The 21,983-nt window shown below is 65.4% G+C and carries 22 protein-coding genes; 16 read left to right on the top strand and 6 right to left on the bottom strand.

Annotated features, from left to right (window positions below; genetic code table 11):
• Positions 1-355: 355 nt before the first annotated feature.
• Together GBG68_RS13445 and GBG68_RS13450 are read right to left on the bottom strand one after the other, a co-directional pair.
• Positions 356-1,939, bottom strand: coding sequence for an alpha/beta fold hydrolase (locus tag GBG68_RS13445; RefSeq protein ID WP_152148228.1), 1,584 nt, complete (start codon positions 1,937-1,939; stop codon positions 356-358).
• 154 nt (positions 1,940-2,093) lie between these two features.
• Complete coding sequence (locus GBG68_RS13450; RefSeq protein WP_193222347.1) at positions 2,094-2,948, bottom strand: alpha/beta fold hydrolase; 855 nt, start codon at positions 2,946-2,948, stop codon at positions 2,094-2,096.
• A gap of 85 nt (positions 2,949-3,033) precedes the next feature.
• On the opposite strand from GBG68_RS13450, the gene GBG68_RS13455 reads away from it, so the two are divergent.
• From GBG68_RS13455 to GBG68_RS13485, 7 genes are all read left to right on the top strand, one after another.
• Positions 3,034-4,011, top strand: coding sequence for a YbgA family protein (locus tag GBG68_RS13455; RefSeq protein WP_152148232.1), 978 nt, complete (start codon positions 3,034-3,036; stop codon positions 4,009-4,011).
• Positions 4,012-4,031: 20 nt separating this feature from the next.
• Positions 4,032-4,784 carry a competence/damage-inducible protein A gene (locus tag GBG68_RS13460; protein ID WP_152148234.1) on the top strand — a complete coding sequence of 251 codons (753 nt, stop codon included), beginning with the start codon at positions 4,032-4,034 and terminating at the stop codon, positions 4,782-4,784.
• A gap of 46 nt (positions 4,785-4,830) precedes the next feature.
• Complete coding sequence (locus GBG68_RS13465; RefSeq protein WP_152148236.1) at positions 4,831-5,493, top strand: NUDIX hydrolase; 663 nt, start codon at positions 4,831-4,833, stop codon at positions 5,491-5,493.
• A gap of 10 nt (positions 5,494-5,503) precedes the next feature.
• Positions 5,504-6,580, top strand: a complete 1,077-nt coding sequence (gene nadA, locus GBG68_RS13470) for a quinolinate synthase NadA (protein WP_152148238.1) — start codon at positions 5,504-5,506, stop codon at positions 6,578-6,580.
• Positions 6,581-6,686: 106 nt separating this feature from the next.
• Positions 6,687-7,880, top strand: coding sequence for a GNAT family N-acetyltransferase (locus GBG68_RS13475; protein WP_152148240.1), 1,194 nt, complete (start codon positions 6,687-6,689; stop codon positions 7,878-7,880).
• Positions 7,870-9,012, top strand: coding sequence for a GNAT family N-acetyltransferase (locus tag GBG68_RS13480; RefSeq protein ID WP_193222348.1), 1,143 nt, complete (start codon positions 7,870-7,872; stop codon positions 9,010-9,012). Before GBG68_RS13475 ends, GBG68_RS13480 begins: the two co-directional genes overlap by 11 nt.
• 32 nt (positions 9,013-9,044) lie before the next feature.
• On the top strand, positions 9,045-9,569 hold the full coding sequence (locus tag GBG68_RS13485) for a hypothetical protein (protein WP_152148244.1): 525 nt from the start codon (positions 9,045-9,047) through the stop codon (positions 9,567-9,569).
• A gap of 35 nt (positions 9,570-9,604) precedes the next feature.
• On the opposite strand, the gene GBG68_RS13490 is transcribed toward GBG68_RS13485, so the two are convergent.
• The 3 genes from GBG68_RS13490 to GBG68_RS13500 all read right to left on the bottom strand — a co-directional run bounded on the left by GBG68_RS13490 (position 9,605) and on the right by GBG68_RS13500 (position 11,651).
• Positions 9,605-10,351: a glutaredoxin domain-containing protein gene (locus tag GBG68_RS13490; RefSeq protein WP_152148246.1), complete on the bottom strand. Its 747-nt coding sequence runs from the start codon at positions 10,349-10,351 to the stop codon at positions 9,605-9,607.
• A 64-nt stretch (positions 10,352-10,415) separates the two neighbouring features.
• Positions 10,416-10,664: a GlsB/YeaQ/YmgE family stress response membrane protein gene (locus GBG68_RS13495; RefSeq protein WP_152148248.1), complete on the bottom strand. Its 249-nt coding sequence runs from the start codon at positions 10,662-10,664 to the stop codon at positions 10,416-10,418.
• Positions 10,665-10,808: 144 nt separating this feature from the next.
• Positions 10,809-11,651 (bottom strand): NYN domain-containing protein, encoded by an 843-nt coding sequence (locus tag GBG68_RS13500; RefSeq protein WP_152148250.1) that lies wholly within the window; start codon positions 11,649-11,651, stop codon positions 10,809-10,811.
• Between the two features lie 95 nt (positions 11,652-11,746).
• Between GBG68_RS13500 and GBG68_RS13505 the strand changes: the two genes are divergently transcribed.
• From GBG68_RS13505 to GBG68_RS13525, 5 genes are all read left to right on the top strand, one after another.
• The gene (locus GBG68_RS13505) at positions 11,747-12,250 is read left to right on the top strand and encodes a SixA phosphatase family protein (protein WP_193323673.1); all 504 of its coding nucleotides are present in this window, start codon (positions 11,747-11,749) and stop codon (positions 12,248-12,250) included.
• A 55-nt stretch (positions 12,251-12,305) separates the two neighbouring features.
• Positions 12,306-13,937 carry an acyl-CoA dehydrogenase family protein gene (locus GBG68_RS13510; protein ID WP_152148254.1) on the top strand — a complete coding sequence of 544 codons (1,632 nt, stop codon included), beginning with the start codon at positions 12,306-12,308 and terminating at the stop codon, positions 13,935-13,937.
• Between the two features lie 62 nt (positions 13,938-13,999).
• A complete protein-coding gene (locus tag GBG68_RS13515) occupies positions 14,000-14,158 on the top strand; it encodes an entericidin A/B family lipoprotein (RefSeq protein ID WP_152148256.1) in 159 nt (52 codons plus the stop codon).
• 99 nt (positions 14,159-14,257) lie between these two features.
• Positions 14,258-14,743 (top strand): hypothetical protein, encoded by a 486-nt coding sequence (locus GBG68_RS13520; protein ID WP_152148257.1) that lies wholly within the window; start codon positions 14,258-14,260, stop codon positions 14,741-14,743.
• A gap of 149 nt (positions 14,744-14,892) precedes the next feature.
• On the top strand, positions 14,893-15,339 hold the full coding sequence (locus GBG68_RS13525) for a CBS domain-containing protein (protein ID WP_152148259.1): 447 nt from the start codon (positions 14,893-14,895) through the stop codon (positions 15,337-15,339).
• Between the two features lie 50 nt (positions 15,340-15,389).
• Here the strand turns inward: GBG68_RS13525 and GBG68_RS13530 are convergent, their stop codons facing one another.
• Positions 15,390-16,208: a response regulator gene (locus tag GBG68_RS13530; protein ID WP_226801808.1), complete on the bottom strand. Its 819-nt coding sequence runs from the start codon at positions 16,206-16,208 to the stop codon at positions 15,390-15,392.
• A 206-nt stretch (positions 16,209-16,414) separates the two neighbouring features.
• Between GBG68_RS13530 and GBG68_RS13535 the strand changes: the two genes are divergently transcribed.
• The 4 genes from GBG68_RS13535 to GBG68_RS13550 all read left to right on the top strand — a co-directional run bounded on the left by GBG68_RS13535 (position 16,415) and on the right by GBG68_RS13550 (position 21,828).
• A complete protein-coding gene (locus GBG68_RS13535; RefSeq protein ID WP_152148269.1) occupies positions 16,415-17,608 on the top strand; it encodes a patatin-like phospholipase family protein in 1,194 nt (397 codons plus the stop codon).
• Positions 17,609-18,006: 398 nt separating this feature from the next.
• Entirely contained in the window at positions 18,007-20,139 is a 2,133-nt protein-coding gene (locus GBG68_RS13540) for an adenosylcobalamin-dependent ribonucleoside-diphosphate reductase (RefSeq protein WP_152148261.1), read from the top strand.
• Between the two features lie 26 nt (positions 20,140-20,165).
• Positions 20,166-20,864 carry an NrdJb gene (locus GBG68_RS13545; protein ID WP_152148263.1) on the top strand — a complete coding sequence of 233 codons (699 nt, stop codon included), beginning with the start codon at positions 20,166-20,168 and terminating at the stop codon, positions 20,862-20,864.
• Positions 20,865-21,285: 421 nt separating this feature from the next.
• Positions 21,286-21,828, top strand: a complete 543-nt coding sequence (locus tag GBG68_RS13550; RefSeq protein ID WP_152148265.1) for a hypothetical protein — start codon at positions 21,286-21,288, stop codon at positions 21,826-21,828.
• The last annotated feature ends 155 nt before the right edge of the window (positions 21,829-21,983 follow it).

The raw sequence follows: 21,983 nt of genomic DNA on the forward strand, positions 1-21,983 counted from the left end.
GGCTGCGCCCGGCGCTCCCCTGCGCTTCTCGCCGGAAGGGGGCGAGCAGCAAACTCGCTACGCTCAGACAAGCTGCTCGCTGATCCCCTTCCGGCTGCGATGCTCGGCTGCATCGACGGCCACCGCCGGCCGTACCCGCCCCAGGGCCTTCACGCTCCGGTGGGCGCTCCACCAGCAATGGGAACCCGGAAAGGCCCGCCCGGACCCGGCGGTTGGCATAAGGCCTGCGCTACAGCGCCAGCTTCCGTTTTCATTTCAGATTCTCCCGCCAAGCCGCGATGAGCCAAAGAAAAGCCCCCGCCTGCACAGCGCAGACGGGGGCTTGGTTCAAGGTGTGTGTGGTGTCAGGCGTCGCTTATTTGCGGTTGCCGTACCACATCCACTTGCCGTCTTCCTTGATCAGGTAAGTACCCTTCAGATTGGCCTTGCCGAAGGAGGTGGTGATCGCGCCGTCCACCAGGGCCTTGTCGCCCTCGATCTCCAGACCGGTGATCTCCACCTCGTACTTGGCCTTCAGCTGGTTGCCGTAGGTCTTGTAGAGGTTCGTCTGGGCTTCGTAGTCGCGGCCGTCGGACTGGAAGTCCGGGTGGTAGTTGGCCATGATCGCGGCCACGTCACCGCTGCGCACGGCGGTCTCATCGGCCTCGACGAAGGCGGCGACGTCCGCCGGCAGTTCCACCGCGGCGGCTTCGTATTTGGCCGGGTCTTCGGTGGGGCCGGAGACGCGGCCGTTGTAGACGAAGTCCACCACGTCGTTGTTGAAGGTCTCGGGCACGTCGGTGTGGATGAAGTGGCCTACGCCTTCATACAACTTCACCACGGGCTTGGGGCCCTGCTCGGCGAGCTTCATGTAGGCGGGCTTGATCACCTCGTTGCGCAGGTCGGTGTTACCGGTGGCCACCGTGGTGGGGATCAGCGGCTCATCGGCGCCGAAGGCGATGAACACCGGGATGTCGATCTCCGTCAGCCGCTTGAACAAGCTGTTCGGGTCTTCCCGGTTCAGTTCCATGCCCATGGAGTAGATGTCGCGGGTGTAGGCAATGACCCACAGCTCCAGCTCCTCCTGGGGCCCGTCGATCATGCCCACGCGAGCTTCGGTCAACCAGCGGGCGTCGGGGCCGTCCTTCTTGAAGAAGCCCACATCGGACTCGGTCACTTCACCGGTGTTGGGATCGCGCTTCTTGAAGTAGTAGAAGTCCCGGATCTGCTGCTCGGTGGTGTTGCGCTCCCTGTCCAGACGACCGGTAAACGCCCAGGTTTCATTCCAGGTGTCGTAGTCGTGGGCGTAGACGGGGTCCATCCAGGGCACCTCACCGCCGGGCAGGGTGATGTTGCGCGGATACTCCTCGAAACCGGCGGTGGCCGCCACGATCAGCTTGTCCACGGCGTCCGGGTAGCTGAGCGTGTAACCGATCACCCACTGGCCGCCCATGGAATGGCCCAGATAAGTGGCGTTGTCGATGTTCAGCTCGTCGCTGGCGATGCGGTGCCAGGCCTGACGGGTGTCCTCGAAGGTGCGCGCCAGCGGGGCGTCCAGGTTGCCGGGAATGGACTTGCCATAGCCGGGGATGTCCAGCGCGACCACGCGCAGGCCCGCCTCCAGGGCGGTTTCCATCAGCTCGCTCCAGTAGCCGGCCGCGGCGCCCTTGCCGTGCACCAGCACCAGGGTCGGGGCCTTGGAGATGTCCTCGCCGATGAATTCGTCCATATAGGCGAATTCCCACTCTACGCCGCGCTCGTCGCGGGCGGTGGAATACTTCACCTCGAAGGGATAGGTGACGGTCTCGCCCCAGAAGCTCACGTCGGGGCGGGCTTCGCCCACGGTGGCCGGGCGCATGTGGGTCAGGTCGAGCTCGGGCCGGCTCTGGCAACCGGCCAGGCCCAGCGCCAGCACCAGGCCGGTCAGCAACAGCCAGGAAGTACGTCGTACAGCGTGCATGAATGTTCTCCGGAACGTTTTTCGTTTTGTATCGGCGGACCGCTCGAGTTGGCCCGTCCGTCAGCCTCTGTGTGGGGCGTAGTGCAATGTCCGTCAGTCAGGACGGAGCGTCAAGCCCCGAGCCGGGGTAAAGCGTAGGTATCAGCCGTTAACGCTACGTAAAGAAGTCATTCACCTGGGCGGCGAAGTCTTCGGGTGCTTCCAGGTTCATGGCGTGACCCACGCCCGGAAGGATCCGTAATTCGGCATTGGGCAGCCCTGCGTTCATGGCCTCCACATCGGCTCGCGGGATCCACAGGTCCTGCTCGCCCCAGAGGATGCGCCGACGCTGGGGCAGCTCGCCTAGGCGTCCGGCGAATTCCCCACTGTGGTGGAGCCGGTTCAGGTGTTGGGGGATGCCGAACCAGATGCCGTCGCTCAGCTTGCGGGTGTGGTCCACGAGCGTTTCGAAGCAGGCCTGCTGCTCCGGGGTGCTTGCTGCGCGGTAGCGGGGCGCCTGGCCGGCTTGCAGGCTGTCCGGCTCGAACAGGGTGGGTGCTGCGGTGGCGAGTCCCGCGTGGGCGACGGCGCGGTCGGCCTTCATGGCCTGGAACAGCCCCAGCGCCTGCTCATCGAAGGGTAGGCTGCGCGGGGTGACCGGGTCCAGGGCCAGGATCTCGCCGAAACGCTCGGGTGCTCGAAGCATGGCGATATCGGCGATCAGAGCACCGGTGGAGTGGGTGATCAGGTCCACCCGCTCCAGGCCCAGGGCGTCGATGAAGGCGATCAGGTCCGTTGCATGGGTTTCCAGACTGTAATTGCTGTAGTCGGCAGTGGGCGCGGGCTTGGCGGAATCGCCGCAGCCACGCCAGTCGTAGGCGTGCACCCGCAGCGCCGGGCTCAGCCAGGGCCAGACCAGGTCCATCCACTGCAGGCAACCCAGGTTGCCGTGCACGAACACCAGTGCTCGCGAGCCCTGGCCGTGGCTTTGGTAATGGAGTCGTACGGTTTCGGTATCCAGTGTGGGCATGCGTTCCTTCCCGGCTTGTTGTTGTGCTTCCATTACACTGATCGGGGAGGCACTGTTCAATCATCAGCGCTCAGGATGGACACGCATGAACCAAGCCAGCGTCGCGCCGCCCCTGCCCGAGCAGCCCATTCGGCTGGGGGTGAGTAGTTGCCTGTTGGGTGAGCAGGTGCGCTTTGACAGTGGGCACAAGCGTTCCCCCTTCATCGCCGATGTGCTGGCCACCTACTTCGAGTTCGTACCCGTGTGCCCGGAGGTGGCCATCGGACTGAGTATTCCCCGACCCCCCATACGCCTGGAGGGCGATCCGGAGCACCCGCGGGCTGTGGGTGCGCGGGACGCGTCCTTCGACGTGAGCGAGCGGCTGCGCGATTTCGGTCGGCGCATGAGCCGTGAGCTGCCGTCCATCAGTGGTTATATCTTCAAGAGCAAGTCCCCCAGCTGCGGCATGGAGCGGGTCAAGGTCTACGGCGAGAAGGGCATGCCGGCCAAGCTGGGCCGTGGCCTCTACGCCGCCGAGATCATGGCCGCCAACCCCCTGCTGCCCTGCGAGGAGGAGGGGCGGCTGAACGATCCGGTGCTGCGCGAGAACTTCCTCGGCCGGGTCTATGCCTATCGGCGCTGGCAGGAGCTGCTGGCCAAGGGGCTGAGCGCCGAGGCGCTGGTGCGCTTTCACAGCCGCCACAAGTACCTGCTCATGGCCCACGGCAAGGAGCGATTGCGGGCGTTGGGGCGGCTCATCGCTCGGGCCGGCAGCCTGCCGCTGGAGGAACTGGCCGGTCAGTACGGCGCGCTGTTCATGGACACGCTCGCTTACCGCGCCACCCGCCGGCGGCACACCGACGTGTTGTTCCACCTTTTCGGTTACCTCAAGCGCGAGCTGGACGCCGAGGGCAAGGCGGAAATGGTGGAACTGATCCACGACTACCGTGAGGGGCGGGTGCCGCTGATCGTGCCCATCACCCTGTTGCGCCATCATTTCCGGCGCCATCCCTCCGCCTATGTGGCGGAACAGTTTTATCTGCACTGGGCCCCGGCGGGCCTGAGTCTGTGGAACAGTATCTAGGCGTGTCCAAGGAGTGTCCGGTGTCCGCTTTCGGTCTGTTGATCATTGGAGACGAGTTGCTTTCCGGAAAACGTCAGGACAAGCACCTGGGGCGGGTGATCGCCATGCTCGCCCAGCGCGGCCTGGAGCTGTCCTGGGCGCGGATCCTCGGTGACGAGCCGCGGGTACTGGTGCGCAATCTGCGCGAGAGCTTCGCCGGCGGCGATATCGTGTTCAGCTGCGGCGGCATAGGCGCGACCCCCGATGACCGCACCCGGCAGTGCGTGGCCGAGGCGCTGCAACTGCCTCTTGCCCTGCAGCCCGAAGGTGTGGCGGAAATCGAGGCCCAGTTCGGTGAGCGGGCCTGGCCCCAGCGGGTGAAGATGGCCGAGTTTCCACAAGGGGCGGAAATCATTCCCAACCCGGTCAACCGGGTGTCGGGCTTCTCCCTGCGGGACCATCACTTCGTGCCCGGCTTTCCTCATATGGCCTGGCCCATGCTGGAGTGGGTGCTGGACACCCATTACCCCCATCTGCACGCGCCGGGCGCGGTGGCGGAGCAGGCCATCATCGTTCGGGATGCCCGGGAAGGGGATCTGATTCCGCTGATGGAAGACTTCGTCGCCCGTTACCCCGCGCTGCGCCTGTCCTGCCTGCCCTCGGGGGCCAGTGAGCAGTATTACCTGGAGCTGGGCCTGCGGGGCGCCGGGGAGCTGGTGGCAAGCGCCATGCAGGCGCTGCGCGCCGAGCTGGAGGCTCGGGGCTACCGCTGGGAGCCCATCGCATTGACATAGTGTTAGAACGACACTAAGGTCGCCCCATGATCGTGGAAGTCACGAAATGGCGGACGTAGCAGCCCTGCAGGCGGGGGTGAGCACCGATGTGGTGATCTTCACCATCCGCGAGGGTGCCCTGAGCGTGCTGCTGGTGCGCCGTGCCCGTGAACCCTACCAGGGTGCCTGGAGCCTGCCGGGGGGGCGCTTGGCGGAGGGCGAATGCCTGGACGGCTGCGCCCAGCGGATGCTGCGGGAGCAGACCGGCATACGGGATATCTACCTGGAGCAGCTCTACACCTTCGGCCAGCCGGGCCGCGATCCGCGCGGCCGGATCGTCTCCGTCGCCTATTTCGCGCTGTTTCCCTACGGCGAAGCCGGTTGCGCGCTGGCCGCCGACGAGCGGCGTTGCTGGCGAAGGGTGGACGGGCTCGCGGGCTTGGCCTTCGATCATGGCGAGATGGTGGCCCTCGCCCGGCGCCGGCTGGCGTCGAAACTGGAGTACTCCACCATCGCCCTGCAATTGATGCCGGAGCGTTTCACGCTCAGCGAACTGCAGGGCGTATACGAGAGCATACTCGGCGAAACGCTGGATAAACGGAATTTCCGCAAGCGCTTGCGGGCACTGGATTGCCTGGAGGACACCGGGGCACTGTTTCGGGCCGGCAAGCACCGGCCCGCCAAGCTCTATCGGGCGAGCCGGCCCGATCGGGTGCAGATCATCAAATGAGGTGCAGAGCATGAGCAAGGTCCAGGCCGCCCCGGCGCAGTCTATGCCGATTTTTCGCGAGCAGGCTTTTCAGGCCGACGAGGACCTGCGCGCAGGCGAGCGCGAGGAGCTGATGGAGCGCATTCGCCGCCTGTTGCGCGAGCGTAACGCGGTGTTGGTGGCCCATTACTATACCGATGCCGACGTGCAGCGCCTGGCCGACCAGACCGGCGGTTACGTGTCCGACTCCCTGGATATGGCCCGCTTCGGCAAGGAACACCCGGCGGATACCCTGATCGTCGCCGGCGTGCGATTCATGGGCGAGACCGCGAAGATCCTCACGCCTCACAAGCGTGTGCTCATGCCTGAGCTGGAGGCCACCTGCTCGCTGGATCTGGGCTGCCCGCCGGAAGAGTTCGCCACCTTCTGCGACCAGCACCCGGACCGCACCGTGGTGGTGTACGCCAACACATCCGCGGCGGTGAAGGCCCGGGCCGACTGGGTGGTGACCTCCAGCATTGCCGTGGACGTCATTCGCCATCTGCATGCGCGGGGCGAGAAGATCCTCTGGGCCCCGGACAAGCATCTGGGGGGTTATATCCAGAAGACTACCGGCGCCGATATGCTGCTCTGGGACGGCTCCTGCATCGTCCATGAGGAGTTCAAGGGCGTCGAGCTGGAGCGGTTGCGCCGCGAGCACCCGAGCGCGAAGGTGCTGGTGCACCCCGAGTCGCCGGCCGGCGTGGTGGACCAGGCCGATGTGGTGGGGTCCACCTCCCAGCTGCTCAAGGCCGTACAGGAACTGGCGGCGGACACGTTCATCGTCGCCACCGACAACGGCATTTTCCACAAGATGCGCGAAGCGGCGCCGGGCAAGACCCTGCTGGAGGCGCCCACCGCCGGGCGCAGTGCCACCTGCTCCAGCTGCGCCCATTGTCCGTGGATGGCGATGAACGGGCTGCGCAGCCTGGCCCGGTGCCTGGAGACCGGCAGCGGCGAGATCCACGTGGACCCGGCGGTGGGAGAGCAGGCCATGATCTCGCTGAGCCGCATGCTCGATTTTGCCGAGCAGCGCAAGCGCGAGGTGCTGGGCGCGGGCGACGCCTGATTGGCGCCCCGGGTACGACGTTGAATTTGCGCCGACAGACACGCACCTAAGGCTAGGGAGGCGGTGCGCCTCCCTAACCCCCCCACCACGCGCAAGGTGCGAGCGTATGCCTGCCCAAGTAGCGGTGAGCGTGCACGGACCGAACCAGGTGCCGGACGGCGGCTTGACCGAGCAGTGGGAGCGGCTGCTGGCGCAATCCACGCGTTCCGAAAGCCTCTTTCAGTCGCGCTCCTGGCTGGACCAGTTGCCGGCTCCGGAGAAGGGGCCGCCCTGGGAGCTTTTCACCCTTCACGACCCGCGGGGTGAGCTGCTCGCCCTGGCGCCGGTGCGGCGCGGACGCCAGCGGCTGCGCTTCCACGTATCGGCCCGCACCCTGGCGGAGATCCGTTTGCCGGCGGTCAATCTGCAGGGCAGCGAGCCGTTGCTCGCCGAGGGTCAGCCCCCCTTGGAAGCCTTGGTCGATGCCCTCTGGCGACACTATCCTCGAGCACAGTGCCTGTATCTGGACAGTGTCACGGTGAATGGGGATGTCTGGCGGCAACTGCAGCGCCTGCATGCCGCCGGCTGGGCGCTGGTCTATGCGCCGGACGGCCCCAGGGCACACCATATGCTGGATCTGCCCACGGCTTTCCCCGCCTATCTGCGTGCGCAGTTCAGCGCCAAGACCCGCAACACTCTGCGTCGCAAGCAGCGTCAGCTGGCAGCGGCGGGGGAGTTGCGCCTGTGGCGAGTCGAGAAAGCCTCCGAGGTGGCCGACTTCCTTGCCCGAGCCGCCGAGGTGTCACGGCAGTCCTGGCAGCATCGGCGGCTGGGGCCGCGGGTTCACCAGACAGCCGCCGAGCAACGCAGGCTGTGCGGTCTGGCCGAACGGGGCCTGCTGCGCAGCTACCTGCTGTTTTGCGGCCACCAGCCCTGCGCTTTCGTACTCGGTTACCAGTACCGGGGCGTGTTCCACTATTCGGAGGTCGCCTTCGACGCGCGATATGGCCGGCGCCGACTCTCGCCGAGCCTGGTGCTGCTCTACCGCCTCATCGAGGACCTCACGGTGCATCGTCCGGCCCGCTGCCTGGACTTCGGCGTGGGGGATGCGGATTACAAGCGCTTGTTCGCCAATCGCTGCCACACCGACGCCACCGTGCTGGTGCTCCGCCGCAGCTGGCGAAACCGCTTGCTGCTCGCCGCGCACCGGGGCTTTCGCGGGGCCATTCGTACGCTTAAGGGAGGCCTTGGGGGCGTCCGCCCGAGTCGGCCATCGCTGCCCGCGCCGGCCGTGGGAAGAGGCGGCGCACATGGGGGCTGAGTGGCGTATCGAGTTGCAGCCGCTGGGCGGCTCGGCGCCCGGTGCCAACCTGCTTGGGCAATGGCGGGAACTGCTCGCCGCAAGCCCTCACAACCCCGAACAATCGCTGTACCGCACGCCAGAATGGGTGCGGTACTTCCGTCTGGCCGAACCGGGCAGTCCGGTGCTGCTGGCGCAGGCCCGCGACGGCAGGGGGGAACTGGCGGGGCTCGCGCCCTTACGCTTGGCGCAGTACCGCCTGCGCTATGAACTAGGAACCCGATGCCTGGCGGTCGACAGCATTCCCTGTCTGGCCCTGATGGGCGGCGAGCCGCTGTGGCCCGCGGAGCCGGCTGCCTTCGAGCAACTACTCCGCCGTCTGCGGGCACAAATGGACGGGCGGGCCGAGGCGCTGTACCTGAGCAGCGTCAGGGTAGGCGGGCTTTTCTGGCATTATCTGCAGGAGCGCTCCCTGAGGCAGCTCGGCTATGCCCTGTACGTGCCGGACGGCGAGCGTCTGCGTCGCAGTATCGCCATCCCCGACGATCTGGCGGCGTACCTGACGCAGTTCAGCGCGAAGACCCGTAATACCCTGCGACGTAAATTGCGCCGCGCCGAAGAGCGGGGCCTGCGCGTGTGGCGCGCGGAGCGAGCCGAGCAGGTGCCCCAGTGGCTGCGGGATGCCAGCCGTGTACACCGCCAATCCTGGCAGCGCCGCGAGCTTGGCACCTCGATTCGCGACGAGCCGGACCAGCGGCGGCAGCTGGAACTGTTGGCCGAGGCCGGGTTGTTGCGCTGCTATCTGCTCTACGCCGGTGAACACGCCTGTGCCTTCGTGCTCGGGCGTCAGCACGGGGATGTGTTCCATTATGCGGGGGTGGGCTACGACCCGGCCATGGCGGGATATTCGCCCAGCGTGGTGCTGCTGTTGCATATCATCCAGGACTTGAGCCGGCACCGGCCGGCGCGATTGATGGACTTGGGCCTGGGGGACCAGGAATACAAGCGCCACTTTGGTAATCGCAACTACCGGGACGCCCCCGTGTTATTGCTGCGCCGGAGCCTGCATAATCGGTGTCGCAGCAGCCTGCATGGCGGCTTTCGCCGGATGGTGCGGTGCGCGAAGCGGTGGCGGGCGCTGGACACGCTTTGAACGATGGATAATAACCAGAACAGGTAGCAATAATGAGCAATCGTGGCCTGGCCGTATTGTGCGTGCGGCTGTTCGCCATCGCACTGGTGGTATACATGCTCTATGCCCTTCCGCACTGGTATGCGCGCAGCGCCGACCTACCCGCGGGATTCTTCCATCTGCTGCTGCCCGTGTACCTGCTGGGCACGGTGCTGGCGGCCTGGATGTGGTGGAGTCCGGGGCGCCTCGCCAGCCTGATGTTGCCGCAGCGCTCCTCCGAGTCCGCCTCCGGCACCAGCCAGGAGGGCCAGCCGCCTTCGTCGGACGAGACGGCCGCGGTGCTGCTTTTCTGTGCCGGTTTTCTGCTCGCCTTATGGGTGCTGCCGGAGTTTCTGGTGGGGGTTTGGCGGGTATTCACCTTACTGGGGGAGGGGGCCGCTCAGCCCTTGTGGGCACGGGAAGAAGGCATCTTGCTGCTCGGCCGTGGCGGCCAGTTTCTTCTGGCAGTCTGGTTGTGCCTGGGGCGTCGCGGTTGGCTGGGTGCATGGCGCCGATTGCGCCGAGCCGGTGCTTACTGATTGGGCGGGCGGGGTGGCGTCTGGGGTGGCACTGGTCAATACCCTTGGCCGATTCGCTGCTCACGAAGATAGGCTTCCAGCGCCTGCAGGTCGCCCAGCAGCGTGCCGGAGACGAACACCTGCGGGGTTTCGTCGGCGGCGCTCAGCGCCCGTAGCGCCCGTTCGCTGATGTCCCGGCCTACCATGATTTCCACATAGCGCAGTCCGCAGTGCCGTAGGCGCCGGCGCGCCCGGGCACTGTGCCGGCAGCCCCGTCGGGTCAGCAGACCATAGAGTTCGGGGCCGCTGGCCATGGGGTTCAACCTGCGCAGCAAGCGATCCGCGTCGTCCGCGTCCTCCGGCCCGCCCCCGGCCGCTTCCGTTGGAAACAGGCCGGCAATGTATCCTTCCTGCACCAGAAGGCCGTAACCGCAGGTATCCAGGTGCCCGCCCGCGGTCATGCTGGCCATGCCCATGGCCCGGGTGAAGGCGCCGTCCCGGTCCGCGATCAAGTCCAGACCCTGGAGCCCCAGTTGTCGCGCCCAACGCGCCATGGTCGGGGTGTCGCTGACCGCCAGACAGGCGATGTGCGTGGCACCGGCCGTGCGCAGGCTGATTTGCAGTTCTTCGTAGCGCAGGGCGCGGGCGGTGGGGGATGCCCCATGGAGGGGGGCGGGCAGGGCACAGATGATTCGGCAGCCCGCTTGTAGATAGTCGCGGCTGCTCTCGTGTTGCCAGTGTCCGCGCCGACGTCGCAACCATTGCGCCGTCGGCACAGGCTCACCCGCCCGGATTGCTGGCATGCGTGTGCTCCGTCTGCGGCCACGGGAAGTGGACGGGCGCCGGCACGCGGCGCTCGAGCAGGGTTCAGCGCTTCACCATGCGGTAAATGAACAACAGCAGGATGGCGCCCAGCACCGCGATCACGAAACTGCCCAGATTGAAGCCGCTTACATCGCCCAAGCCTAGCGCCGAGGCGATGAAGCCGCCCACCAGCGCGCCGACGATACCGAGGATGATGGTGATGAAGATGCCCCCGGGGTCCTTGCCGGGCATGAGGAATTTGGCAACGATGCCGGCGATGAGGCCGAAGATGATCCAGGCGATAATACCCATGGGTGTGCTCCCTGGTGTTGTGGCGGTCCTGTTCCTGTCAATGGGGGTGACGGCAGGGAACGCAAATGGGCGCCTCAAGGGGATATCTGGCCAGTTCCCGTGGGCCTCGGTGGCAACCACGGGTTTCTCGGCAAGGCCCCTTCCTCAATCCTCGCCGTGGATGGCGCGCACGATATAACCGCCGGATTTCTCGTCCAGTTCCAGGCTGAGCAGGCCCCGGGCCTGGGCTTCTTCCAGCAAGCGGCCGAAGGAGCGAAACCCGTAGTAGGACTCACTGAAGCTAGGTCGGCGGCGTTTGAGCGCCTGTTTGACCATGGAACCCCAGATCGTGTCCTCTTCGCCGCGCTCCGCGTAGAGGGCCTCGGCGGTCTCCAGAATCAGGTCCATGGCTTCCTGGGCGCGGTCCTCCTCCTCGCTCTTCACGGCGCTCCTGTCGGCCTTGGCGGCCTTCTCATCGCCGCTTTTCACCTTCGCCGGCGGTTTCTTCCGGCCACCCTTGCGGGGCGTTGCGTTGCGCACCAGATCGTCGTAGAGAATGAACTCATCGCAGTTGTTGATCAGCAGATCGGAGGTGGAATTTTTCACCCCCACGCCGATCACCTGCTTGTTGTTCTCCCGCAACTTGCTCACCAGGGGGGCGAAGTCGGAATCACCGCTGATCAACACGAAGGTGTCCACGTGGGATTTGGTGTAGCACAGGTCCAGCGCGTCCACGACCATGCGGATGTCGGCCGAATTCTTGCCCGACTGGCGCACGTGGGGGATCTCGATCATCTCGAAGGAGGCCTCGTGCATGGGGGCCTTGAACGCCTTGTAGCGATCCCAGTCGCAGTAGGCCTTCTTGACCACGATGCTGCCCTTGAGCAGCAGGCGCTCCAGCACCTTGCCGATGTCGAAGCGCTCGTAGCGGGCGTCGCGCACGCCCAAGGCAATGTTCTCGAAATCACAGAAAACGGCCAGATTCCGGGTGTCGTTGGATTGGGCCATGGGGTCTCCTTGCGGCGGTTTGCGGGCAGTATGCGCGTTGTGCCAGGCGGCCGCTATGGCATCATGGGTTCATGCCGAAGAAAACCCCCGCTGCCATGCGCGAGCTGATCCTGATCCGTCATGCCGAGGCCCAGGCCCACGGTGGGCCTGGCGGTGATTTCCAGCGTCCGCTGAGCGAGCGCGGCGAGCAGGACGCGGCCATGCTGGGGCGTCGACTGGCGCAGCGGGCCTTGCACCCGGACAGGTTCAGCTGCAGCAGTGCCCTGCGGGCGCTGGGCACGGCCCGGCTGGTGGCGGCGGGGTTGGGGGTCCGCCCTGAGCGCCTGCTCGCCGAGGAGCGCTTGTACCTGGCGAGTGCCGGCGATCTGCTGGCTTGGATCAATGCCTTGCCGGACAGTTGCCGCACGGTGCTGCTGGTGGCGCACAACCCGGGGCTGGCTGAGCTGGCGACAATCTTCACCGGCCGGGCGTTGCGCGGGTTTCCCCCGGGCACGGCCCTGGGCTTGCGCTTCCCCCTGTCGCATTGGGCCAGCCTGACGCCGGGTGATGCCCGTTTCGAGTTCGTGGAGTTGCCCGCGGGCCAAGGAAGCCAGCCTTGACGGGGTGATCGGCGGGTCCATGCTTTCTCCAGCAACCGCCTTTAAGAGAAAAGTCATGGATTCACGCGCTCCGCTGGAACAGCTCGCCACCCACACGGTAAGCAACCAGGCCCCGGACTTGCCCGACTACCACGCCTATCTGGATGACACTCCGCTGTGGGAGGGTGTCGCCCGGGAAGGCGGCGCGGATCATGAGCCGCGGCTGCGCGCCCTGGGGGAGGCGGCCGGCAGTGCCGCGGTAATGGCGCTGGGCGAACAGGCCAACAGCAACCCGCCGCGGCTGCGTGCCTTCGACCGCCAGGGGCGGCGTCTGGACCTGGTGGAGTATCACCCGGCCTATCATCAGCTGATGCGCCTGGGCTGCGAGCACGGCGTGCACAACCACGCCTGGCAGGCGGAGCGGGGCGGGCATGTGGCCCATGTGGCCCTGCTCTATATGCTCTACCAGGCCGAGGGCGGAGTCTGCTGCCCGCTGACCATGACCCACGCCGTGCGCCCGGCCCTGCGTGCCTCCACGGAGTTGGCTGCCTTCTGGGAGCCGCTGCTCGATGTCGAGGCCTACGATCCGGCCTATTGCCCCGCCAGCGACAAGCAGGCGGTGACCTTCGGCATGGCCATGACCGAGAAGCAGGGGGGCTCGGACGTGCGGGCCAATACCACCCGTGCCGAGCCGGTGTCCGATGGTTATCTGCTCCAGGGGCACAAGTGGTTTTGTTCCGCGCCCATGTCGGACGCCTTCCTCACCCTGGCACAGGCGCCGGAGGGCCTGAGCTGCTTCCTGGTGCCCCGCTGGCGACCGGACGGCACTCGAAACCCCTTCTTGATCCAGCGCCTGAAGGACAAGCTGGGTAATCAGGCCAACGCCTCCGCCGAGATCGAGTACGCGGCTACCTGGGCCATGCCCCTGGGGCCCTTGGGCGAGGGGGTGAAGACCATCATCGGCATGGTGCAGCAGACCCGGCTCGATGCGGCGGTGGCACCGGTGGCGTTGATGCGTCAGGCGCTGGTCCGGGCGCTGCATCATTGCCGCCATCGCGGTGCCTTCGGCAAGGCACTGATCGATCAGCCGCTGATGCGCAATGTGCTGGCGGACATGGCCCTGGAGGTGGAGGCCGGCTTGCGCCTGGTGTTGCGTCTGGCCCGCGCCTTCGAACCCGGCGCCGACGAGCAGGACAGGCACCTGGCCCGGGTGGGCACCGCCATCGCCAAGTACTGGCTCAACAAGCGCAGCCCCGAGTTCACCTGCGAGGCCATGGAATGCCTGGGCGGTGGGGGCTACGTGGAGGAGTCCTTGATGCCGCGGCTCTACCGCGAGGCACCGGTGAACGGTATCTGGGAGGGCTCGGGCAACGTGCTCTGCCTGGACGTGCTGCGCGCCTTCGCCCGGGAGCCTGAGAGTCTGCAGGCGCTGCTGTCGATCATCGAGGCCAGGCGTGGAGAGCACGCGGCGCTGGACCGCACGCTCGCGCGCATCAAGGGCCTGTTGACGCGGCCGGAAGAGCTGGAAATGCGGGCCCGCAGCCTGGCGGAGTGGCTGGCTCAGGCGTTGCAGGCAAGCCTGCTGCTGGAGGACGGGCCAGCGGAAGTGGCCGAGGCCTGGTGCGATGCGCGCCTGAGCGAGCGTGGCCGCGTCTATGGCGCGCTGCGCGACAGCGCCCAAGTGGAGGCTCTGCTGGCGCGCGCTTGATAGCCGCCGCCGTCGCCGTCATAGCTCAAGCATGAGCTCATCCACGTAGCAAGGAGCCTGTCATGAAGTACCTGTCTCTGGGTCAGATCCTGGCCGTTCTGCTGTTGGCCGGCGCGGGTGTCGGACTTGCCGGCTGCAATACCGTCGAAGGGGTGGGCGAGGATGTCAGCGCCGCCGGTGACAAGCTCGATGAAGCCGCCGAGGAGCGCGGCGCAAGGTAAATCCGTCGAAACCGCGTCTGCGGCGGGCTGTGCCCGGCCATTCAGGGATTCTCCTCGCGGTGCTACGCTCTCGCGCCCAGGCACTAGGAGGAGCGTTACATGGCCGTTTACAAGGCAAGGCAGATTGCGGCGATCGAAGAGGCCGTGATGACGGGGCGGCGGGCCCTGAAGGCCGCGCAAAACGATGACCCGCGAGTCTTCGCCCATGCGTATGTGGCCGCGGGTGGCGTACAGATCCCCGGGCAGCCGGCGGCGAAGGACGCCGCGCAGGCGCTGGGTCGTGCTCTGTTGGAATCCCTGGCGCGGAATACCGCGCCGGCGCAGGAAAATGAGCTGTTGCGCTTCGAGTGGGAGCGGGTGCAGCAGGAAACCGAGTGGGTCCGCCAGGCCCGGGATGAGCGGGTGGTCGGTTTTCGATTGGTCCTCAGCCCCGCGGCGGAGCGCGACATGGCCTGTGCGGCGATCAGCAAGCAGGACCATGGCTACGGGCGCAATCTCTTTCCCCGGCTGAGCATCGTCGTATTGCCCCCGCAGGCGCTGGGCAGCCGGTTTGTGCCGGTGAGCGTGGACGAAGTCGAGTGTTGAAGCAGACACGGATCCGTTCCCAGGGGCCAGGCGGCCGTAGGGGCTTGTGGGCATTGATCCGTATCTCCTTGAGCCGCCGCCCCTTGGGAAGCGCGTGAGCTGGCCCTAGTTCAGCGCCAGAACCCGCCAGCTCCGCCAGGAGGCACGCCATGCAAGTACACGACATCATGACCCCCGAATTCCAGGCCTGTTCGCCCCGAGCCACTTTGCGCGACGCGGCGCAGATGATGCGCGATCTGGACGTGGGCATTCTGCCCATTGCCTCGGGCGATGAGCTGGTGGGGGTGGTGACGGACCGGGACATCTGTTGCCGCGGCGTGGCCGACGGCGCGGACCCGGAAGCGGTGATGGTCCAGGAGATCATGAGCCAGCCGCTGCTGCGCTGCTACGAGGACGAGGACGTGGCGGAGGCCGCCCGGCTGATGGAAGACCGGCAGGTGCGGCGCCTGCTCGTCTACAACCGTCAGGAGCGCCCCGTGGGCGTACTCGCCCAGGCGGACATCGCCCTGAACCCGGAAACCGCGCGTTTCGTCACCGAGCTGGTGCACGATATTTCCGAACCCGGCCCGGGGCATCATCGTCCGGCCATGCACTAGGGGAACACTGATCGATTCCTTTGGCCCCCCGAGGCAGGGGGGCGACGCGATCAGCCTGTGTCCGCCTGGCCGTGGCTCAGCAAGCGGGTGATCAACTCGCGCAGGTTCACGGTATTGAAGGGTTTATCGCAGATCGCCGAAACCCCTGCCTGACGCACGGCGGCGAGCCGTGCCTCGCTGCGCTCGCTGGTCACCATCAGCATCGGCAGTTCGGGTTGGTCGCTCGCGTGGCGCACGTAGTTGACCAGTTCCTGACCATCCATTTCCGGCATGTTGTAGTCGGTGATGACCAGATCGAAGATCTCGTCGCGTATCTGTTCCGCCGCCTCTATGCCGTTGTGGGCCTCGCTGATCTGCTCGATGCCCATCTGGGCCAGCAGATGGCGGATATGGCGCAGGGAAAAACTGCTGTCATCCACCACCAGTACCCGCAGGTCCTCCACGTCCACCTGGTCGAGTTCCAGGCGATCCGGTTCGATGTAGTCCAGCGTGGTGTGCAAGGCCACCCGCAGGTCCTCGACAACGAAGGGCTTGGGCAGGATCGCCAGTACCCCCGCCTGGCGCACCGGCTCCAGATTGTGGGGGTGGGTCTCGCTGGAGATCAGCATGAAAGGCGTGTCGGCCAACGCCTCACGGGTGCGCATGGCGGTGATCAGTTCCACACCGGTCATGTCCTCGTAGTACATGGCGCTCACCACCAGATCCGGTGGGTGCAGCCCCATGTGTTCCAGCGCTTGAGCGCCGGTGACCACGTGGTCGATCTTGTCCAGGCCCATGCTGCGAAGATGACGCAGAATGATCCTCGACTGGGGCAGGGATGGTTCGACCAGCAGGATGTGCAGGTCTTGCAGGGCAATGGGATGGTGCACGCTTCACCTTGGGGCGTGGGCGGTTGATTGAGGGCCCATGGTAAACCGCCCGAGCCCGAATGCGTAGCCGTCTTCATCTCCCGCCCCGGCGCTCTGGCACTTATCGATACCCGGTAGCTGTGTTAAGAAGTGGGTATGAGGGTTTTTCAGGGCGGGGCCGAGGGCGGCCCGGCCGGCGCAAGGGCGGGGAGCGAGTAGTGGCGGAAATGGAGCGAGGGCACAGGCCCAGAACGGGTCTGATCCTGTCCGGGGGTGGGGCGCGCGCCGCCTACCAGGTGGGTGTGCTCAAGGCCGTAGCCGACCTTTTGCCGCCACGGGCCGGAAACCCATTCCCGGTGATCTGCGGTACCTCGGCCGGCGCGATCAACGCGGTGGGGCTGGCCAGCCATGCCAGCCGTTTCCGCACCGGTGTGCGCGGCCTGGAAGCGGTCTGGGGAAGTTTTCACGCCGGTCAGGTGTACCGTACCGATCTGCATGGCATGCTGCGGCGCGCGCTGCAGTGGTTCAGCGCCATCTTCTTCGCCGGCATCGGCGCGCGCCGCCCGATTTCCCTGCTGGACAACAGCCCGCTGGTGCATCTTTTGCAGCGGCTGATTCACTTCGAGCGTGTAGAGCGCGCCATCGAAGCCGGAGATCTGCATGCGGTCAGCGTGACAGCATCCTGCTATGGCAGCGGCCAGTCGGTGTGCTTCTTCCAGGGCAAAGAGGGTATCACCCCCTGGCGCCGGGCACGCCGGATCGGCCGACGGGCGACACTGGGGCTGGAGCATCTCTTGGCGTCCGCCGCGATTCCGGCGATCTTCCCGGCGGTCTCGGTGGGCGGTGAGTACTACGGCGACGGTTCCGTGCGTCAGCTGGCACCCATTAGCCCGGCCCTGCACCTGGGAGCCGACCGGGTCATGGTGATCGGGGTAAGCGCCGATACCGAGCTCAGCTCGCCAAGTGGCGGCCTGCGACGCCAGCCCACTCCCGCCGAGATGGCGGGCCACCTGCTCAACAGCGCCTTCCTCGACAGTCTGGAGGGCGATCTGGAGCGCCTGGAGCGCATTAACCGCACCCTCGACCTGCTGCCCGATGAGGCGCGTGCTTCGCGGATCGGGCTGCGCCCCGTCCAGGTCCTCACCATCGCCCCCTCGGAGCCCATCAACGAGATTGCGGTGCGATACGCCCGGGAACTGCCCCGGCGCATCCGCTTCTTCCTGCGCGGCAGTGGCGCCACCGACTCGGGCGGCTCGGTGCTGATCAGCTACATCCTCTTCGAAGCCGCCTACTGTCGGGCGCTCATGCGACTGGGCTACGATGACGCCATGAGGCGGGAACACGAGGTCCTGCGTTTTCTCGGCCATGACCCCATCGCGTTGCACGGCCCGGCGGGGCTGCCCCGGCACGATATCTGCTAGCGCCGGGCACAAGATATGGTGTTTTCACCCCGGCTGGTCACGAGATGTGCCCGTCCGGCCTGGCGGCTTTACCGGACGATCCTGCCTCTCGCTTCAGCTTCCAGTCCCAAGTTCATGAGTTTCATGCGCTTTCCCGGACCAAGCAGGTGTTTTAAGCGCTCGACCCTTGCCCTCAGGGGGCCTGGGAGGGTAGGAAAAACTCAAAAAAACCGCTAAAGCAACCTGTATCAAGGGTTTGGCAGCTCGGTTGACTTCCCCATTATATGGTCTAGTATCTTCCGCCAACCACAACATATAGGGTTTCACCTGTATCGGTTGTTGAACAGTCGGTGCACAGGTTGTGGATAAATCCAATAAGTGATTGACCACCGGACAAATCAGGGAGTGGGGGCGCGTTTATGACCACCGCAGCCAAGGTACGCACATTGCACAAGGCCGTCGCCGAACTACCCATGCAGAGCGCCTCGCTCGACATCTGGGACAAGAAATACCGGCTCAAGGCCAAGGACGGTCGCGTCATTGACGAGACCATCGACCACACCTACCAGCGGGTGGCCCGCGCCCTGGTGGAGGTGGAAAAGGAAGAGGTGCGCGAGCACTGGTATGAGCGCTTCCTCTGGGCCCTGCGCCATGGCGCCATTCCCGCCGGGCGGATCACCTCCAACGCCGGCGCGCTGGAGCACAAGCCCGCTACCTCCACCATCAACTGCACCGTCTCCGGCACTATCGGCGACTCCATGGACGACATCCTGGACAAGGTGCACGAGGCGGGCCTGACCCTGAAGGCCGGTTGCGGCATCGGCTACGAGTTCTCCACCCTGCGCCCGCGCGGGGCCTATGTGAGCGGCGCCGGCGCCTACACCTCCGGGCCGCTGTCGTTCATGGATATCTACGACAAGATGTGCTTCACGGTGAGCTCCGCCGGCGGTCGCCGTGGCGCCCAGATGGCCACCTTCGACGTGGGTCACCCGGATGTGATGGACTTCATCCGCGCCAAGCGCGAGAACGCGCGCCTGCGCCAGTTCAACCTCTCGCTGCTTATCACCGACGAGTTCATGCAGGCGGTGACGGACGATGCCGAATGGCCGCTGGCCTTCCCCGTGCTCACCAAGGAAGAGCACGAGGTGGATCTGACCGACCCGGAGGCGGTGATCTGGCGCGACTGGCCCAGTCACAACGGTTATGTGACCCGCGACGACGGCCTGGTGGCCTGCCGCATCTACCGCAAGATCAAGGCGCGACGTCTGTGGGACCTGATCATGTCCTCCACCTATGACTTCGCCGAGCCGGGCTTCATTCTCATTGACCGGGTCAATGAGATGAACAACAACTGGTTCTGCGAGGACATCCGCGCCACCAACCCCTGCGGCGAGCAGCCCCTGCCGCCCTACGGCGCCTGCCTGCTGGGCTCGGTGAACCTGACCAAGTTCGTCCGTGACCCCTTCACCGAGCAGGCCCGCTTCGACTGGGACGAGTACCGCGAGGTGGTCAAGGTCTTCACCCGCATGCTCGACAACGTGGTGGAGATCAACGGCCTGCCGCTGGAAGAGCAGCGTCGCGAGATCCTGCGCAAGCGCCGCCACGGCATGGGGTTCCTGGGGCTCGGCTCCACGGTCACCATGCTGCGGCACAAGTACGGCTCCGCCGAATCGGTGGCTTTCACCGAGCAGGTGGCCCGGGAGATGGCCGTGGCGGGCTGGGAGGCCGGCGCGGAGCTCGCCGAGGAGAAGGGCCCGGCGCCCATCATGAACGAGAAGTTCACCATCACCACCGAGATGCTGGCCAAGCGTCCGGAAATGAAGAAGGACGGCTACAAGGTCGGCCAGAAGGTGCCGGGGCGGGTGCTGCTGGGCAAGTACTCGCGCTATATGCAGCGTATCAATGAGGTGGCGCCGGAGTTGGTCGATCGCATTGCCCAGAAGGGCGCGCGCTTCACCCACCACAGCTCCATCGCCCCCACCGGCACCATCTCCCTGAGCCTGGCCAACAATGCCAGCAACGGTATCGAGCCGAGCTTCGCCCATCACTACTTCCGCAACGTGATCCGCGAAGGGCGCAAGAGCAAGGAGAAGGTGGACGTCTATTCCATGGAGCTGCTGGCCTACAAGCACTTCATCGATGACACCGCCGAGCCGGATCAGGGCCTGCCGGACTACTTCATCACCGCTGATGACATCACGCCGAAAGAGCATGTGGATATCCAGGCGGCGGCGCAGAAGTGGGTGGATTCCTCCATCTCCAAGACGGCCAACGTCCCCACGGACTACGCCTTCGAGGACTTCAAGGACATCTACCGCTACGCTCACCAGCAGGGCTTGAAGGGCTGCACCACCTTCCGCTTCAACCCGGAGGCCTTCCAGGGCGTGCTGGTCAAGGAGAAGGACCTGGCCAACACCACCTACCGCTTCGAACTGGCCGACGGCAGCGTGGTCGAAGCCAAGGGTGGGGACGAGATCGAATACGATGGCGAGCTGCACACCGCCGCCAACCTGTTCGATGCCCTCAAGGAAGGCTACTACGGCAAGTTCTGAGCCGACGGATATCTGGAGAGATGAGCATGGCTATCAAGATCGACAACAAGATCGTCGGCTACGAAGTGGTCAAACCCGAGTCGGCGGAGCCGAAACCCCAGGCCGCGCCCGAGCCGGACGTGGAGCACATGCACGAGCGTTTCAAGCGCCCGGAAGTGCTGGTGGGTGCCACCTACAAGATCAAGACCCCGCTGTCCGAGCACGCCCTCTACGTCACCATCAACGATGTGGTGCTCAACCAGGGCACCGATCACGAGCTGCGCCGGCCCTTCGAGGTGTTCATCAACTCGAAGAACATGGACCATTTCCAGTGGATCGTCGCACTCACCCGCATCGTCTCGGCGGTGTTCCGCAAGGGCGGCGACTGCACCTTCCTGGTGGAGGAGCTGCGTTCGGTGTTCGACCCGCGGGGCGGTTACTTCAAGAAGGGCGGCAAGTTCATGCCCTCGCTGGTGGCCGAGATCGGCGACTGCATCGAGCAGCATCTGAAGTCCATCGGCATGATGGAATCCGACGAGCTGGACGAGCACCAGAAGGCCTTCATCGCCGCCAAGCGCGCCGAGATCGACGGCGGCAAGCCCGAGACGCCTTCCGCCAACGAGGACGGCAACGAGCAGGGCTATCCCGCCGGCGCCCAGCTCTGCGGCAAGTGCTCCACCAAGGCCATGGTGCAGATGGACGGCTGCATGACCTGCCTGAACTGCGGCGACTCCAAGTGCGGCTGAGCAAAGCCGCCCTGTAGGAGCGGCTCAGGGCCGCGACACAAAGGGGGCTACGGCCCCCTTTATTTTGGATCAATCACGGACAAGCCAAAGACCAATATCCTTAGGCTGTGGCTACGTTCCGCCGCGTTACGCGCTGCCGGGGTTCTCGATTCCGCTTCGCTACATAGCGGCTACGGGAACGTCGGCGCCTACGTTCGGTGGCTGTCACCTCTGGAAGGAGGCTTGCGCCAAGCCCCGCGTAGCCGTAGCAATTCATGGCAAGCGGCTTACAACATTACCAATACGGATTGGCAAACGTTCGCGAAAGCGGTTCACGCTGTACCTGCGATCAAGCGAAACCGCATCAGGTTGTTGGCGGCGGATCAGGTGCTGAATCACCCCGCCGATCACAAGCAAAGACTTTTCTGGAAGGCTGTTTACGATGGCTGCACACCGAACTAGCCGGTTGTTCGTCGCTCTGTTGTTCTCGTCTCTCTCCTGTTTCGCCAATGGCGACGATTCCGCCGATGTCCGCGTGCTGCGCCTGGCACAGGAACAGTTGGCGCGAGCAGTTATCAGCCTTGAGCAACAGATGGAACGTTGCGATCGGCAACGCGTGGTGCTGACACCACAAACCTTCCAGGCCTTGAGTCCGAGCGATGAACAATTGAGGGTGGTACTGCGCTATCTGCATCTGCGCAATGCCAATGAGTGCATTCGACCGGCGGCAGGAAGCCTTGCCTTGGCGGAGAACACTCTGGCACGGGTGAAAGCGCATTCATCCAACGGGAAGACGGCGATGGGCGGCAAGGGAGCAGGCAGCGATTTGCTCCCTGTTGGCTACATGCAGGAGCTCGAAGCGAAAGCCGCCTATGACGAGCTGCCGGAAGAGCTACGCTCATCCCTGGCAGTTCCGGGTGTACTCGAACGACCCATCGACCCGATCGGTAGCGCCCGTGCTCTGGGTCTGCTGCAGAAGGAATAACCTGATGCGCGATGTGCAAACCTCTCGCATCTCTCTAAGGAAACGCTGATTTATTCGGGGGCAGCCGTTCCGTCGGTGGCTGTGGCTTGAGACAATGTCGGCCCTCCCCGGTTGAGAGTGAGTACGTGGTCGATGCAGTCGAGCTTCTCTGATCT

It is taken from the genome of Alkalilimnicola sp. S0819 (genome assembly GCF_009295635.1).
Classification (GTDB): domain Bacteria; phylum Pseudomonadota; class Gammaproteobacteria; order Nitrococcales; family WHIW01; genus S0819.

Bases quoted from the DNA above. Each gene is read 5' to 3' on its own strand.
- GBG68_RS13455 (WP_152148232.1), top strand. From the start codon at position 3,034: ATGAACCAAGCCAGCGTCGCGCCGCCCCTGCCCGAGCAGCCCATTCGG.
- GBG68_RS13510 (WP_152148254.1), top strand. From the start codon at position 12,306: ATGGATTCACGCGCTCCGCTGGAACAGCTCGCCACCCACACGGTAAGC.
- GBG68_RS13535 (WP_152148269.1), top strand. From the start codon at position 16,415: ATGGAGCGAGGGCACAGGCCCAGAACGGGTCTGATCCTGTCCGGGGGT.
- GBG68_RS13515 (WP_152148256.1), top strand. From the start codon at position 14,000: ATGAAGTACCTGTCTCTGGGTCAGATCCTGGCCGTTCTGCTGTTGGCC.
- GBG68_RS13450 (WP_193222347.1), bottom strand. From the start codon at position 2,948: ATGCCCACACTGGATACCGAAACCGTACGACTCCATTACCAAAGCCAC.
- GBG68_RS13490 (WP_152148246.1), bottom strand. From the start codon at position 10,351: ATGCCAGCAATCCGGGCGGGTGAGCCTGTGCCGACGGCGCAATGGTTG.
- GBG68_RS13520 (WP_152148257.1), top strand. From the start codon at position 14,258: ATGGCCGTTTACAAGGCAAGGCAGATTGCGGCGATCGAAGAGGCCGTG.
- nadA (WP_152148238.1), top strand. From the start codon at position 5,504: ATGAGCAAGGTCCAGGCCGCCCCGGCGCAGTCTATGCCGATTTTTCGC.
- GBG68_RS13505 (WP_193323673.1), top strand. From the start codon at position 11,747: ATGCGCGAGCTGATCCTGATCCGTCATGCCGAGGCCCAGGCCCACGGT.
- GBG68_RS13480 (WP_193222348.1), top strand. From the start codon at position 7,870: ATGGGGGCTGAGTGGCGTATCGAGTTGCAGCCGCTGGGCGGCTCGGCG.
- GBG68_RS13540 (WP_152148261.1), top strand. From the start codon at position 18,007: ATGACCACCGCAGCCAAGGTACGCACATTGCACAAGGCCGTCGCCGAA.
- GBG68_RS13545 (WP_152148263.1), top strand. From the start codon at position 20,166: ATGGCTATCAAGATCGACAACAAGATCGTCGGCTACGAAGTGGTCAAA.
- GBG68_RS13550 (WP_152148265.1), top strand. From the start codon at position 21,286: ATGGCTGCACACCGAACTAGCCGGTTGTTCGTCGCTCTGTTGTTCTCG.
- GBG68_RS13525 (WP_152148259.1), top strand. From the start codon at position 14,893: ATGCAAGTACACGACATCATGACCCCCGAATTCCAGGCCTGTTCGCCC.
- GBG68_RS13500 (WP_152148250.1), bottom strand. From the start codon at position 11,651: ATGGCCCAATCCAACGACACCCGGAATCTGGCCGTTTTCTGTGATTTC.
- GBG68_RS13465 (WP_152148236.1), top strand. From the start codon at position 4,831: ATGGCGGACGTAGCAGCCCTGCAGGCGGGGGTGAGCACCGATGTGGTG.
- GBG68_RS13475 (WP_152148240.1), top strand. From the start codon at position 6,687: ATGCCTGCCCAAGTAGCGGTGAGCGTGCACGGACCGAACCAGGTGCCG.
- GBG68_RS13485 (WP_152148244.1), top strand. From the start codon at position 9,045: ATGAGCAATCGTGGCCTGGCCGTATTGTGCGTGCGGCTGTTCGCCATC.
- GBG68_RS13445 (WP_152148228.1), bottom strand. From the start codon at position 1,939: ATGCACGCTGTACGACGTACTTCCTGGCTGTTGCTGACCGGCCTGGTG.
- GBG68_RS13495 (WP_152148248.1), bottom strand. From the start codon at position 10,664: ATGGGTATTATCGCCTGGATCATCTTCGGCCTCATCGCCGGCATCGTT.